The 14,854-nt window shown below is 71.8% G+C and carries 10 protein-coding genes; 6 read left to right on the plus strand and 4 right to left on the minus strand.

Annotated elements, in window-relative coordinates; genetic code table 11:
- Window positions 1-42: 42 nt before the first annotated feature.
- Entirely contained in the window at window positions 43-2,259 is a 2,217-nt protein-coding gene (locus BCD49_RS26535; RefSeq protein ID WP_071042022.1) for a protein kinase domain-containing protein, read from the minus strand.
- Window positions 2,260-2,605: 346 nt separating this feature from the next.
- On the opposite strand from BCD49_RS26535, the gene BCD49_RS26540 reads away from it, so the two are divergent.
- Window positions 2,606-3,352, plus strand: a complete 747-nt coding sequence (locus BCD49_RS26540) for an SAM-dependent methyltransferase (protein ID WP_007507926.1) — start codon at window positions 2,606-2,608, stop codon at window positions 3,350-3,352.
- 251 nt (window positions 3,353-3,603) lie between these two features.
- Complete coding sequence (locus BCD49_RS26545; RefSeq protein WP_241832402.1) at window positions 3,604-4,566, plus strand: glutamate ABC transporter substrate-binding protein; 963 nt, start codon at window positions 3,604-3,606, stop codon at window positions 4,564-4,566.
- Between the two features lie 178 nt (window positions 4,567-4,744).
- On the opposite strand, the gene BCD49_RS26550 is transcribed toward BCD49_RS26545, so the two are convergent.
- Genes BCD49_RS26550 through boxC form a run of 3 tightly spaced genes read right to left on the minus strand, consistent with a single transcriptional unit; the run spans window position 4,745 to window position 9,598 of the window.
- Complete coding sequence (locus BCD49_RS26550; RefSeq protein WP_007507921.1) at window positions 4,745-6,349, minus strand: CocE/NonD family hydrolase; 1,605 nt, start codon at window positions 6,347-6,349, stop codon at window positions 4,745-4,747.
- A gap of 55 nt (window positions 6,350-6,404) precedes the next feature.
- A complete protein-coding gene (boxB, locus tag BCD49_RS26555) occupies window positions 6,405-7,859 on the minus strand; it encodes a benzoyl-CoA 2,3-epoxidase subunit BoxB (RefSeq protein WP_051467354.1) in 1,455 nt (484 codons plus the stop codon).
- 23 nt (window positions 7,860-7,882) lie between these two features.
- A complete protein-coding gene (gene boxC / locus BCD49_RS26560; protein WP_007507917.1) occupies window positions 7,883-9,598 on the minus strand; it encodes a 2,3-epoxybenzoyl-CoA dihydrolase in 1,716 nt (571 codons plus the stop codon).
- Between the two features lie 162 nt (window positions 9,599-9,760).
- Between boxC and BCD49_RS26565 the strand changes: the two genes are divergently transcribed.
- The 4 genes from BCD49_RS26565 (at window position 9,761) to BCD49_RS42515 (ending at window position 14,837) form a co-directional block, all read left to right on the plus strand.
- On the plus strand, window positions 9,761-10,630 hold the full coding sequence (locus BCD49_RS26565; RefSeq protein ID WP_051466439.1) for a PaaX family transcriptional regulator: 870 nt from the start codon (window positions 9,761-9,763) through the stop codon (window positions 10,628-10,630).
- Between the two features lie 157 nt (window positions 10,631-10,787).
- Window positions 10,788-12,467: a benzoate-CoA ligase family protein gene (locus tag BCD49_RS26570; protein WP_007507913.1), complete on the plus strand. Its 1,680-nt coding sequence runs from the start codon at window positions 10,788-10,790 to the stop codon at window positions 12,465-12,467.
- Window positions 12,468-12,647: 180 nt separating this feature from the next.
- Window positions 12,648-14,036 (plus strand): ABC transporter substrate-binding protein, encoded by a 1,389-nt coding sequence (locus BCD49_RS26575; RefSeq protein ID WP_007507911.1) that lies wholly within the window; start codon window positions 12,648-12,650, stop codon window positions 14,034-14,036.
- Between the two features lie 621 nt (window positions 14,037-14,657).
- Entirely contained in the window at window positions 14,658-14,837 is a 180-nt protein-coding gene (locus BCD49_RS42515) for a hypothetical protein (RefSeq protein ID WP_007507909.1), read from the plus strand.
- Window positions 14,838-14,854: the final 17 nt, after the last annotated feature.

Genomic DNA, 14,854 nt, shown 5'->3' on the forward strand with positions numbered 1-14,854 from the left:
GCGAGCTTCGGTTCCAAATTTCAGCCGGCTCGGACGGCGCCGTCACGGCCCGGGGCGGAAGGTGGCAAAGATCCGCCACATCAGGGCCTGCTGGCCGTCCCAGTCGGTCTGCGGCATCCGCCAGCGCAGCGCGTATCCGTGGCCGTTGCGGACGACACCGAGATCCAGGACGTGGATGGTGCGCCCACCCGAGTTGAAGGTGAACTCCCAGATGGCGGCGCTCGCGCCGTTCCMGCCGTCGGCCGGGCGGATGGACAGGAGCCGATAGCCCGGTGACTGCGCCCGGACGCTTCCTTCCAGTGACCGCCAGGCGCCGATGGCGGACGGTCCGGCCGTGGCCTGGGCCTCGACCAACAGCTCCGGATAGCCGCTCGCGGGGGCGAAGACGGTTCGGTCGGCGCCGCGCGGGGAGGTCGACCACTCGCTCGGCACCGCGACCGACCAGCCGGATCCTCCGGAACGCGTGGTGTAGCCCTCCGGCGGCCGCGCCGGGGTGGTACTGGTCGGAATGAGTGCGCCGAGGCTGGTGTCGTAGTCCTGCGCCGGCGCCGCGTTCGTCCGTGGGTCGCCTGAGGCCGCGGAGCCGCCCGCGCTCGAAGGCGGGAGTGACGAGCTCGGTGTCGCCGGTGTCGGCGTCGGCGTCGAGGATGCGATCGGGCCGGACGAGGAAGACACCGGTCTCTGCGATGGCGGGGCCGCGGTKGGCGTGGCGGTGCCGTCGTCGGCGAGCGCCAGGCCCACGGTGGTCCCCACCGCCAGGAGCGCCGCCAGCACCGCCGCCGCGATCACTGACGCCCGTCGGCGCGAGCCGTTTCGCCTTCCATCAAGGGGTACCGGGACGGCGCCAGCGTCGTCTCGTTCGGCGTCGTCCGGTTCGGCGTCGTCCGGTTCGGCGTGGTCGGGTTCGGCGTGGTCGGGTTCGGCGTGGTCAGGTTCGGCGTCACCCGGCTCGGCGTCGGCGGGATCGGTGCCCTGGTCGGGTTCGACGCCCGCGTCGGCATCGGTGCCCGCGCCATGTCCGGCGAGGTCGCCGGGCTCGGCGACGGCGTCGGATTCGGCGGTCGCGTCGGGCTCGGCGGGCACCGCGGGCACGTTCGGTTCAGCAACGGCGTTCGGCTCGGCAACCGCGTTCGGCTCGGCGGTGGCGTCAGCCTCCGGTTCGTCCGCGCTGGCCGCGTCGACCATGTTGACCGTGCCAGCCACGTTCGCCGGGCCGGCGCTGTCGACGTTCGCTCCATGGTCCGCTGCACTGTCGGCCGCCAGGTCCGGTCCGGCGCCATTCGGCTGCCCCGGACGGTGGCTGTCGGCGAGGATCTCCAACCACGGGTCGGACCGGTCGGCCTCGCGGGGACGGGAGGGGCGCCGAGCGAGCGCGGCCCGTCTGGTGTGTCTGCGCCGCCCGCCCGCGGCGGACGCCGCGCCGTCCAGGACCTCGTGAAGATGACCGCGGATCTGCGCGAGCGACGGCCGCCTGTCGGGGTCGGCGTCCAGCATGTGATCGATGACGCCGCGTAGGAAGCCCGCGTGGGTGAACGGGCGCCTGCGGTTCTCCACGACGGCGGTCAGGGTCGCCAGCGCCCCCTTGCCCTCGAACGGGGGCGCGCCTTCGACGGCGGTGAACAGGGTCGCTCCCAGCCCCCAGACGTCGCTGGCGTTCACGGCCCGCGCACCGCGGACACGTTCCGGGGCGATGTAGGCCGGCGAACCGATCAGCGTTCCCGCGTTCGTCAGAGTTGTTTCGCCGTGACTGACCGCGATGCCGAAGTCGGTCAGGCGTGACTGGCCGTCGGCGGTGACCAGGACGTTGCCTGGCTTGACATCACGGTGGATGATGCCGGCGTTGTGAGCGGCCTCGAGCGCGTAGGTCAGGCTGATGCCGATACGGGCGACCCGCTCAGGTGCCAGTCGTCCGGAGTCCGCGATGAGCTGGGACAGCGAGACGCCGTCGATGTACTCCATGACGATCCAGGAACGCCTGTCCGCCTTGAGCACGTCGTAGACCGCCACCAGCCCCGGATGCCGCAGTCGAGCCGCGGCGCGTGCCTCGCGCATCACCCGCTGTTCGGCGAGGTCGAGTTCGGCCGCCGACCCCATGGGCGGTAGCCGAACCTCCTTGATCGCCACCGGGCGGCGCAGCAGAACGTCCTCACCCTCGTGGACGGTGCCGCCACCGCCGCCACCGATCACTCTGCCCAGCCGGTACCGACCGCCCAGATACCCTTCCGTGCCCTGTCCGTCGGGGGCACCGGTGGTCGGCATCGCTTGACCCGCTTTCAGCGATCTTCTTGGGATTTACGGTTCACTTACCCAACGGCACAACGGACAACACGCACGTTACCCAGTCACCGTCGTCGGCATGCGCCGCGCGGAAACGGTGCCCTGGTCGCCGAGACCGTCGCGAACGCGACCCCTCGCCAGGGTCGAACGCGCCCCCTCGCCGGGGTAATGTCTTTCACAGTTCGTCGGGGTACGCCCCGACCGTGACCGTGGAGGACGCCATGCCTGCCCCGGGTTGATACCCGGGTCACCGGCTTCCTTCGGTGTGCCCGGGTTCCGTCTTCGCAACGACCCCGTGATCATGCACACCTCGAACGGAGCACCAGCGTTGTCCGATCCAGACTGGTACCGAACCTTCTTCACCGAACTGCCGAACGAGTTCTGGCGCCGGGCCGCCGCCCCCGCCTGGACCGTCGCCGACGTCGACTTCATCGTGTCCGAGCTCGGGCTGGCTCCCGGCTCGCGGATTCTCGACGCACCGTGCGGCAGCGGCCGGCACAGCCTGCTGCTCGCCGCCCGGGGCCACCGGGTAAGCGGCGTCGACATCTCGACGGAGGCGGTCACACACGCCCGCGCGGCGGCCGCCGCCGCCGGGCTCGACGTCGATTTCACCGTCGACGACATGCGCAACGTTCCACGGACCGGCGCGTTCGACGCGGCCGTGTGCCTGGGCAACAGCTTCGGATACCTCGATCCGGCCGGCACCGCGGAGTTCGTCGCCGCGCTCGCCGGTGCCGTGCGCCCCGGCGGCGGGCTCGTCATCGACTTCAGCGCCACGGCGGAGTCGGTCCTACCGGGCTTCACCGGCGAGCGGGACGTCATGCGGACCGGTGACATCGAGGTCGAGACACGCACCGAGTACGACCTGGCTGAGAGCCGGCTGCTCAGCCAGTACACCTTCCGCCGCGGCAGCCAGGTCCTCGACGCGACGGCAGTGCACCACATCTACACCAGCGGTCAGCTGACCGGATTCCTGCGAGCGGGCGGCTTCACCGTGACCGGCCGGCACGCCGGCCCGGACGGCGCCCCGTACGAGCTGGGCTCTCCTCGCCTGCTCCTCCTCGCCCGCCGCTGACCCACCCCATCGCCGGCCGTGCGGGACACCGTCCCGCACGGCCGGCACCCGGGGCCGTTGCGCCGTGACCGCCAGCCGACATCTGCGCACCGGCGTCTGGACGGACAATTACGATCTCCGACGTGGCAGCGGTCACGGTTAGAACCGGGCGCCGCCCTCGGCGGCGGCCGGTGCCGGCATGGCGGGGCGGCAGCCGGACTCCGGGGGTGTGTTCGCGGGCCAGGCCCGACACCCGGGCCATCGTGGTGGCCGTGCTGGCGTTGTTCGTCGTTACCGCGCTGGCCGCCTGCGGCACCGTGTCGAACCCGGTGCCGGACGTCGCCCGACCGATGGCGGCGCCGAGCGCGCCGGTGCTCGCGGTCCCCGGACCGTCCACCGCGTCGCCGGGGTGCGGGGACCCGACCRCCAGCCTGCGGCCACCGGCCGTCCTTCCGAGCCCTGGCGCGATGCCGCCCGGTTCCTATCTCGAGACGATCGCCAAGCGCGGATATCTGACGGTCGGGGTGCGGCTGGACACGCCGCCATTCGACTCGCTCAATCTCGACACCAATCAGTTCGAAGGCTTCGAGATCGACATCGCGAAGCTGGTCGCGGCGGCCATCTTCGGCCCGGTGGACGTGGACAAGCACGTGAGGTTCCGCGCGCTGACCGCGGCCGAGCGGATCTCCCTGGTGCAGAAGGGGGAGCTCGACCTGACCACCGCGACGATCACCGTCACCTGCGGCCGGCTGGCTCAGGTGGACTTCTCGTCCGTCTACTACCTCACCGCCAAGGCGGTCATCGTCCAGCGCGGGTCGGGTTTCCGCGGGCTGGACGACCTCGGCGGACACCGGGTCTGCGCGGCCAGCGGCACCACGTCGATCCAGCGGGTCGTCGACGCGCCGTCGCACCCCGTCCCCGTACCGGTCGCCAACGCCGCCGAATGCCTGGTGGCGTTGCAGAACGGCTCCGTCGACGCCGCGGTGAACGACGAGATCGTGCTGGCCGGAATGGCCGCGCAGGACCCGGAGACCGAAATCGTCGGCCAGGGGCCCGACGACGTGCCGGTGGCCGCCGCCATAAGCAAGGCGCACCCGGATCTCACCCGGTTCGTCAACGGCGTGCTCGCGGCGGCCACGCGGGACGGCACGTGGACCAGCATCTACAACCAGCGGCTGCTGGCCGAACTGCACCGCCCGGCGCCGGTGCCGCCGGCCACCCGTTACCGGGACTGACGGCCGAGGGCACGGTCGTGTCCGCGCTGCCGCACGAGGGCGGCATGCGGTACCGGGTCGTGGTTCGGGGGGCCGACGGAAAAGGACCTGATCAGGGCACCTCGCCGGCGGCCTACCCGACTCTGTGGGGGCCGGCGGGTGAAACTCCCGCTGGCCACCCGGAATCCGATGCTGGAGATCAGTTTCGGATGGGCAGGATCACYGCCGAGGGGTGGGCCGGGTCGTGGTACACAGATTGATCGGCGGCGCGCAGCGCGGTGGCGGTGGCGTGGGGTTCGCCGGTTCCGGGGTTGCGGGCGTAGCGGGGGAAGGCGCCGCTGGAGACCTGGACCCGGATGCGGTGGCCGCGCTTGAACCGGTACGCCGTCGGCCACAGCCGTACTGACGCACAGGAGATCTGACTGGCGACGGTCAGGCTGGCCAGACCGTCGCAGAGGTTGTGGGAGCGGCCGCGGGGGTCGACGTCACAGAGGCGGACGAAGACGTCCGCGTACGCGAGGCTGGAGCGGAACCAGATCTCGGCGCTGACCTCTCCGATGACCTCGACGTCCTCGTCGAGCGGCGCAGTGGTGTAGGTGAGCACGTCCGGGCGGGCCTCCAGCGCCCTGTTGTCAACGGACCCGCTGTCGCGGGTCATGCGCACCCCGCCGACCGCTGGGGTCGGATCGGCTGGGTCGTAGCGGTAGGTGTCCGCCGCCGATTCACCGGAGGGCTCGGTCGACAGTGCGCCGCCAGGCTGGAGGTGGTATCGCCGTGGTGAGTAGCCCTTCGGCGGCCAGGAGTCGAAGTCGCGCCAGGCACCTTCGCCCATCACGTACAGGCGCACCGGTGCGCGGTCCGGGGACTGCTCGCCGCGCGCATGGGCGAGGCCGAACGTGATGGCCTCCCGCAGCGGCGTGCCGTCGCGGGCCACGTGTACCCAGGGACCGACCGTCAACTGGGCCGGCCGGCCGGCCGCCTGCAGGATCTGGAAGTCACGAAGCTGGCCGGGCAGGAAGATGTCGAACCAGCCGCCGACCGAGCAGACCGGAACGGTCGCGTCGGCCAGCCGGTGCCGGTGGTCGATCCCGGCCCACCGAGGCGCGTCCGGGTCATGGGCGAGGATGTCCTGGAGGTAGTCCGACCGGTGGCCGAGGGCGGCGATGTCGGCGTCGGCGAGCGGAACCGTGGACAGCGCGCGGCGAACCATTCTCGCCCCGAGAAGCTGCCGGACGATCGCCCACCGGCGTTCCTGGCCGGCGACCATGACACCCCAGTTGAACGGCGTCTCCAACGACATTCCGTCCTTCCGCAGGAATTCCAGCGTCAGGGCGGACTCGGTCATCAGCGTGATCATCGCCTTGACCTCGGGCGGGAGACGGTCGGCCACCGCCCACTGCACGTAACCGAGGTAGCTTGCGCCGAAGAGCACGATCGAGCCGGCGAACCAGGGCTGCTTGACCAGCCAGTCCAGCGTCGCCAGGCCGTCATCCCGCTCCTGCCGTAACGGGTCGAACACGCCGCCGGAACCGAACGTGCCCCGCACGCTCTGGATCAGCACCTGAAACCCGCGTTCGGCCAGCGGCCTGGCCATGGCCGAGCCGACTATTCCCCGCCGGCCGTAGGGCGAGCGCAGCAGAGCGATGGGTAAGGACTCGCCCCCAGCACGCGGTGCCCACCGGTCCGCCAGCAGTTCGACCCCGTCCGGCATCGACACCCGAAGATCCCGCTGAACGACCAGGTCCCGGGTAGACGGCGGGGGAAGCTTCAACTGGCGCTGAATGAGACGACTGCTCAGGTTCACTGGCTGCTCCAGGTCATGCGTGGTGGTGGGCCGTTTTTCCCTTTCGCGGGCGCGGTCACGCGGGGAATCGGACGTAGTCGAACTCGACGGGCGTGTTGTTGATCCCATGCTTCGGGGGCGTAAGCCAGCTGGCGAACTGGCCGGGATCGAAGATGGGCCCCATGAGCCCGGACACCTGTGCCATGTCGTCGGCCGTCGGCAGCCAGTCGCCGAGCCGGGCGTGCCAGGCCGCCTCGTCGAGGATCTCGCCGTCCGGCGAGATCCGGTGGCCGACAAACGCGCCGACGGCGCGGTTGAAGCCAATGTGCGGCAGCGTCAGCCGAACGTCGACGCCGGCGTCCGCGAGCGCCGCGTTCCAGCGCCGCACGCCGGTGGCGCAGTCGGCCGCGTATTCATTACGCAGGTCCAGGTTCAAGCCGGTGAGCATCGGCACGGTGCGCGTGGTGAACGCGCCGTCGCGGACCTCCGGCACCTCAAGGATGGCCTCGGTGAGCACGTGGTCGTCGCGGCGGCGGGTCTCCAGCCAGCGGCCCTTGAGCCCGGTGGTGAAGTAGGACGCCACGTTCGACGACGTCTCCGAGCCGAACAGGTCCAGCGACACCGAGTAGTGGAAGTTGATGTACTTCTGGATGACGGACAGCGGGATGCCGCCGTGCCTCCACAGGTCGTCGGTGCCGTGCGCCCGCATCAGCTCAGCGGTCCGCTCCACCACGCGCTGTACGCCGGTGATGCCGACGAACATGTGGTGGGCCTCTTCCCTGAGCATGAACTCGCAGGTGCGGGCGAGCGGGTCGAAGGCGCTTTCCTTCAGCGTGCCGAGCTGGTACTTGCCGTCGCGGTCGGTGAAGTAGGTGAACATGAAGAACGCCAGCCAGTCGGGCGTCGCCTCGTTGAACGCKCCGAGGATGCGCGGCCGGTCGGAGTCACCGGAGTTGCGGCTCAGCAGCGCCTCGGCCTCCTCCCGGCCGTCCCGGCCGAAGTAGGCGTGCAGCAGGTAGACCATCGCCCACAGGTGGCGGCCCTCCTCGACGTTGACCTGCAGCAGGTTGCGCAGGTCGTAGAGGCTGGGCGCGGTCGCCCCCAGGTGGCGCTGCTGCTCGACGGAGGCCGGCTCGGTGTCCCCCTGCACGACGATGAGCCGGCGCAGATCCGAGCGGTACTCGCCGGGAACCTCGTTCCAGACCGGCTCACCCTTGTGCATCCCGAAGCCGATTTTCTTGTCGGGGTCGCTCTCGGCCAGGAAAATACCCCAGCGGTACTGCTCCATCGGCACGTGGTCGAAGTGCGCCCAGCCGTCCCGGCCGACGGCGACGGCGGTGCGCAGGTAGACGTCCCGGGTGGGCAGCGCGGGCCCGAGCCGGCGCCACCAGTCGAGAAACGCCGGCTGCCAGCTTTCCAGCGCCCGCCGCAGGCGGCGGTCGCCGGCGAGGTTGACGTTGTTCGGGATGCGCTGCGTGTAGTCGACCGGGCTGAGCGGCCCGGCGGGCGCCGGCGCGGCACCGACGGCCACGGCCGCGTCGGGAGTGGTCACGATCAGACCCGCTTCCTGTCGTAGTCGGCGCGGCGGCCGGTGCCATAGCGCCCCAGGGCGCCGTTCGGGCCGGCGGCGTTCGGCCGCTGGAAGATCCAGTTCTGCCAGGCGGACAGCCTGCCGAAGATCTTGGTTTCGAAGGTCTCCGGGCCGGCGAACCGCAGGTTGGCCTCCAGGCCCGTGAGCGCGTCTGGGGAGAAGCTGGCGCGTTCGGAGAGCACCAGGCGGATCTCGTCGTCCCAGTCGAGGTCGTCTGGCGTCGCCGTCACGAGACCGGCCCGCGCCGCCTCGGCGGCAGCCAGGTCCGTGCCCGCCGTGGCGAGCGCGCCCTCGAGCGCGGCCGGGTCGCCCCGGAACCGGACGGCCAGCCGGCTGACGCCGGCCGACGTCGGCAGCGGCCCGGCGTTGAAGCCGTCAAGCCGGAGGACAGCGGCGGGTGCCGGGTCGTCATCCTCGGTGAACTCGCCGTCGAGCATGTACTGCCGGTCGGCCGCCAGCGCGAGCTCCAGCAGGCTTCCGACGAAGCAACTACCCGGCTCGACCAGCGCGATCAGGCTGCGCGAGCTGGCGTCCAGGCGGCGAAGTGTCCGCTTCCAGAACTGGATGACCTCGTTGACGAGCCAGTCGTCGCGGTGCGCGAGCAGCAGCTCGTCGACGGCGGCGACCGCCGCCGGGTCGCCCTCGGTGCGCAGCACCCAGGTGCCGACGGACAGCTCGTTGACCCGCAGCCGCAGGACCGCGTCGTCCAACGCGCGGGCGACGGCCAGCGGCCAGCAGCCGGCGCCCTGGGTGTGCACGTCCTCGAGCGAGGCCGGGGTCGCCGCCGGCCCGGTGCCCGGCCCGAGGACGGTCAGGTACGCCGTCGACGACGCCCGGTCGACGACGACCCGCAGGTGGTCGTAGCTGGTCGTGTCCCCGTCGACGGCGCGGCGCAGCGGCGTGAGCCGGATCCCGGCCGCGGCATCCGGCCGGGGCGAGCGGGCGACGGCGGCCTCGACGCGGGCAGCGAGCGCCGCGCCGAACCCACCCGGAGGCACCGCCTCGTCGACGAGGCCCCAGGCGACGGCGCGGGCGCCGCGCACCCCCTCGGCGGTGGTCGCGAAGACGTCGGCGAGGTCGCGGCGCACGGCCCGCTTGTCGACCATCCGGGTCAGCCCGCCGGTGCCGGGCAGCACCCCGAGCAGCGGGACCTCGGGCAGCGAGACCGCCGACGAGCCGTCGTCGACGAGCAGGATCTGCTCGCACGCCAGCGCGAGCTCGTAGCCGCCGCCAGCCGCCGTGCCGTTCAGTGCGGCGAGATAGGTCTGACCCGAGTGCGCGGTCGCGTCCTCCATGCCGTTACGGGTCTCGTTGGTGAACTTGCAGAAGTTCACCTTCCAGGGGTGCGACGACTGGGCGAGCATCCGGATGTTCGCGCCGGCGCAGAACATCCGCTCCTTGCCGCTGGTGACGACGACGACCTTGACCCCGGGGTGCTCGAAACGAAGCCGCTGGGTCGCGTCGTACAGCTCGATGTCGACGCCCAGGTCGTAGCTGTTCATCTTCAGCTCGTAGCCGGGCACGATCCCGCCGTCCGGGTCGACGTTCAGGGCCAGCGTCGCGACCGGCCCGTCGACCGACARCCGCCAGTGGCGGTACCGGCCGGGCTCGGTGTCGAACGACACCGCCACGGGGCCCGCAAGCTCCGCGGACGGGGTCGCCGCGTCGGTCACGGTCATCCGGCCTCCCAGTTTGCTACACAACTGTGCGCATGATGCACCGATTGTGTAGCCAGTCATCGGGCGGGCGCAAGAGCCCGGTCACGGCCCGCGCCCTCGCCGGCGGCGCTGGAACTGGGGCGGTACCTGGCACGATGGGACGCCCAGAGGAACGAGCCGGCCATGGGAGGTGACGAGATGACCTCGCTGGACGGCCGCGTGGCGCCCACGGAGATCACCCGGCGCCGCGAGGTCGGCACGGCCAGCGCCCGCAGCCTGCTGCTGACCGTGCTCGGCGAGTTCGTGCTGCCGCAGGACGCCCCCGTGTGGACGTCGACGCTCGTCCGGCTGCTCGGCGAGCTGGGGGTCGAGGAGAAGGCGGCCCGTCAGGCGCTCATGCGCCTGGCCGGCGACGGCTGGATCGTCGCCGACCGCCACGGCCGGCGGGCGCGTTGGAGCCTGACACCCGCGGGAGAGCGGCTGCTGGCCGACGGCACCCGGCGGATCTACTCCTTCGCGGCCTCGGTACGCCAGTGGGACGGGACGTGGCTGCTGCTGTCGGTGGACGTGCCCGAGGGGGGGCGCGCCCTGCGCCAGAAGCTGCGTACCCGGCTGGCCTGGGCCGGCTTCGGGCAACTGCCGGGCGGCCTGTGGATCTCGCCGCGGCCCGAGCGGGAGGAGGAGGCGGCGCGGGCGCTGGCCGACCTGGGGCTGGGCGACGCCGCGCTGTCCTTCCGGGCCCGCTCCGGCGCGGTCGGGGCGCCCGACGCGATGGTCCGCCAGGCCTGGGACCTCGAGGAGCTCGCGCACGACTACGACGAGTTCCTGCGCGCCGTTACGTCGCTCGAGCCGGACGGGCCCGGCCAGACGCTCGCCTACCAGGTCCGGCTGGTCCAGGAGTGGCGCCGCTTCCCGCTACGTGACCCCGGCCTGCCGCGCCAGTTCCTGCCGGTCGAGTGGAGCGGCGAGGTGGCGGCCGACCTGTTCCACCGCCGGCACGCCGCCTGGGCCGGCCTTGCCTGGACCGGCTGGCGCGCGCTCGCCGCCGAGTGATCGCGGCGGGTTGTCCCTGGTGGCCACAACCTGCTACACACATCGGAATTTGATCCGTTTACCTGTAGTTCTTTTCCGCCGGCTGCCCTATCCTTTGAGCCGCCATCGTCCGGACGCCCCGTCGCCCTTGCCAAGGAGCGACGCAGGAGGCCAGCGCATGACCACGACGTCCTCACCAGGCCAGTCCGCTCTCGCCGGGACCGCGGGGTTCAACGCCTACGACTGGCTGTTACGCCGGCGCGCCGCCGACGATCCGGCGAGACGGGCCGTCATCGCCGTCGACGCCGCCGGCCGCGCGCGGGAACTCAGCTACGGCGACCTCGACGCCCTGGTCGCCCAGTGCGGGGCMGGGCTCGTCGCCGCCGGCCTGCGCCGCGAGGAGCGCTTCGTCCTGTGCATGGCGGACGGGCCGGAGCTGGTGGCGCTGTTCCTGGCCGGGCTGCGCATCGGCGCGGTCCCGGTGCCCGTCAGCACGATGCTCACCGGCAAGGACCTCGCGACCATCCTCGCCGACAGCCTCGCCCGGCTCCTCGTGGTCAGCGCGGAGTTCGCCGCCACCGCGCACGCGGCCGTGGCCGACCTCTCGGGCGCGGCCACCCCGCCGGTCCGCCTGGTCGTCGCCGGCGGCGCGCCAGCCGCCGCCGCGCCCGGCGCGGCCGCGGCGTCGACCTTCGAGAAGTTCCTCGCCGCGGGCAGCGGTGAGCGGGTGCCGCTCGCCGACACGCGCTACGACAGCCCCGGGTTCTGGCTCTACACGTCCGGCACCACCGGCACGCCGAAAGCGGCGATGCACCGCCACGGGTCGCTGCGCGACACCGTCGACACCTACGCCACCGATGTGCTCGACATCCGGCCCGACGACGTCACCTTCTCCGTCGCCAAGGTCTTCTTCGCCTACGGCCTGGGCAACAGCCTGACCTTCCCGTTCGCTGCCGGGGCGACGACCGTCCTCGCCCACGCGCGGCCGAACCCGACGGCCGTCGCCCGGGTCGTCACCGAGCACCGGCCGACGCTGTTCTTCGCTGGCCCGACGTTCTACGCCGCGCTCCTCGCCGCCGACCTGCCCGCCGACACCTTCGCCAGCGTCCGCCTCGCGGTGAGCGCCGGCGAGGCCTGCCCCGCCGACCTGCTGCGCCGCTTCCAGCGGCGCTTCGGCATCGAGGTCCTCGACGGCATCGGCTCCACCGAGATGCTGCACATCTTCCTGTCCAACCGCCCCGGCCGTGTCCGGCCCGGCACCACCGGAACGCCCGTCGCCGGCTACGACCTGCGCCTCGTCGACAGCGACGGCCGCCACGTCACGCCCGGCGAGCCCGGCCAGCTGATGGTCCGCGGCCGCTCGGCGGCCAGCGGCTACTGGTGCCGCGCCGACATCTCCCGCCAGGTGTTCGAGGGCCCGTGGACCCGAACCGGCGACATATATGTCGAGGACGAGGACGGCTACTACACCTGCCTCGGCCGCACCGGCGACGTCCTGAAGGCGGGCGGCATCTGGGTCTCCCCCGGCGAGGTCGAGGAACGGCTACGGGCCCACCCCGCGGTCGCGCAGGCCGTCGTCGTCGCGGTCACCGACCACGACGGCCTGGAGACCCCRGTCGCCTGCGTCGTCCCGGCCCCCGGCGAGCAGGTCGGCGAGGCCGACCTCGTCGCCTTCTGCCGCGAAGGACTCGCCGCATTCAAGCGCCCCCGCCGCGTGTTCGTCCTCCCTGAGCTCCCCCTCACCGGCACCGGCAAGATCGCCCGCTCCCAGGTCCGCCATCTGGCCACCACCCTGATGACCAACCCGGACGAGCCCACCACGCCCGCCGAGCCGTCCCCGCTCACCACCGCCAACTGACCCGGCGACGTTCCATGAGCGTCCCGCGGGCCGCTTTCCAGTCGAACTACGGGCGCGCTGGCCGACAGCTGACAGCTGACAGCTGACAGCGCGACGTGCCTGCCGTCGCAGTAGCTGTCGCCCGGCGAAGGCACTGCCGTCGACAACACCGTCGTTCCTCATCCCACCTGGGAGCACACGATGACCCACCGATCCGGTCCTGAGATCTCCATCGTCGCGACGCCCCCGGCGACGAGATGGACGATGCGCGGGCAGCATGCGAGGAACCTCCTCGACGGGCTGCCTTCCGTGCGGGCGCGGTATCGGCGGGCGGGCCTGCGCCTGACCGCCTTATCCGCCCTGGCCGCGAGCCTGTTCCTGACTGCCGGATGTGGGAGCGGTGGCGACAACAGCGACGAGAACCCGCCAGCGGACAGCGCCCCGAGCACGGCCGGGGTGCTCGGGCCGGCGGCCCCGGCCCAGGGGACCCCGGTCCGGATCGGAACAATCTCGGACGGCAAGACCCCCTTCGGGGACGTGTCCATCCAGTTCCACGTGGCCGACGCCACCATCAAGTACCTGAACGAGCACCGCTCTGGCATCGCCGGCCGGCCTATTCAACTGGTCACGTGTGAGGCCCAGGCGGACCCGAGCAAGAGCATCGACTGCGCGAACCGCATGATCCAGGAGAACGTCGTCGCCGTCGTCCTGCCCGAGCTGACAGCGATGGATGACGTCTGGAGGACGCTGCACGACGCGAAGATGCCGGTGATGCTCTTCGGCGCGAGCAGCTCGACGCTGCTGGCCGACACCGAGTCGACCTTCACCCTGGGTGATCCGCTGTTCGGCCGGGTGAGCCTGCCCATCCAGCTCGCGAAGGACTCCGGCGCCACCAAGGTGACGGCGATCGTGATCGACGTGCCGGCCGCGCTGAGTCTCTATGACACGATCGCGCCGCCGATATTCGAGGAAGCCGGCATCGGCCTCAAGGTCGTCCGGGTTCCCCCGGGCACCCCCGACATGACGCCCCAGCTGCAGAGCCTGGCCGCCAGCGACCCCGGAGTCGTGCAGATCGTGGGGAACGACGCGTTCTGCATCAGCGCGTTGAACGGTCTGCGGGCGATCGGATTCAACGGCAAGATCACCGCTATCGCGCAGTGCATCACCGACGCGACCCGCCGGGCGGTGCCGGCGGACATGCTCGAGGGGATAGCCGTCGCCGCCGCGACGCCGATCGGAACGGACAACCCGTCGACACGCCTTTACAACGCCGTCGTGGAAACCTACGGCAACGGCATCGACACCAGCTCGGCCGGCGGGGTGAGCATGTTCATCGCGCTCGCCGGCTTCCAGGCGGCGACCGAGGGGATCTCAGGGAGAGACATCACCCCGGAGGCCATCGTCGCTGCAATCAAGGCGATGCCGGAGAAGGAGCTGCCGGGCGCGGGCGGCTTGCGGTTCCGCTGCAACGGCAAGGCCAGCCCGACAGCGCCGGCGATCTGCGTCCGCGGCGGGCTGATCACCACCCTGAACGCCAAGGGCCAGCCCACTGACTATAAGGCGGTCGGTTCCTCTCCCATCGGAGGCTGAGGGGCTCTGTTGTGTTGTCTGGGCGCAGCGGTTGGGCCGACCGGTCAGGCATGATCGCCGCTGGGCGGAGTTCCGGGCCGCGACGCCTGTCGAGGGCGGCGCGCCGGGGCATTAACAGTTTCCCAACTTTGGCACATATGCCGGGCGAAATAGCAGCAGCCAGTAGCATGTGGGACATCTGGGGGCATTCGGGGACCGCGGTCATGACGGCAGATTCCAGAACCGGCTCGGGGGCCGGCCGGTCGTGTGGACGGGCCACCGCCTGAGAACGGCAGAGAGACAGTGGACGACGGCGAACGCGCGCATGGAGCCGGCCCGAAGGATCTCGGTGCCGAGACCGACGCCTTCCTGACCGCGTGGCGGAGCTTTCCGGCCACGTCCCCGCCGTCGCTGGCCGCGCTTCGGCGCCTTGCCGCCCGGCGGCCACCCCCGAGGGCGGCGGCCGATCGCCGTGACGACCGACGTTCCTCACCCGGCGCCGCGCCGCCGTATGCCACGCCGCCGTATGCCACGCCACCGGGCGCCGCACCGCCGGCCCCGGCCCCGGGGCCGGCCGGGGCGCCATCGGGGCGGGCTCGCCCGGCCCAGCCGATGGCGTCGACCCCGCCGAGGCCCGACGACGTGGCCGAACCCGGACCGCCGAACACCTACGCCGCGAACGACGGTGCCACGGTCTTCGTCGGACGGCTCAGCCGGGACGCCCAGTTCCGCGTCCTCGGCCGCCGGGCCGCGGTCCTGGCCGCCGTGCTTCTCCTGGCCGTCGTCGGTTCGGTCACGGCGGCGGCGGTGCTCGTCCGATGAGTCTGAACAACCACCGA

The organism is Pseudofrankia sp. EUN1h, assembly GCF_001854645.1.
GTDB lineage: Bacteria > Actinomycetota > Actinomycetes > Frankiales > Frankiaceae > Pseudofrankia > Pseudofrankia saprophytica.

Coding starts and splice junctions, on each gene's coding strand:
- BCD49_RS26575 (WP_007507911.1), top strand. CDS start 12,648: ATGACCCACCGATCCGGTCCTGAGATCTCCATCGTCGCGACGCCCCCG.
- BCD49_RS26565 (WP_051466439.1), top strand. CDS start 9,761: ATGGGAGGTGACGAGATGACCTCGCTGGACGGCCGCGTGGCGCCCACG.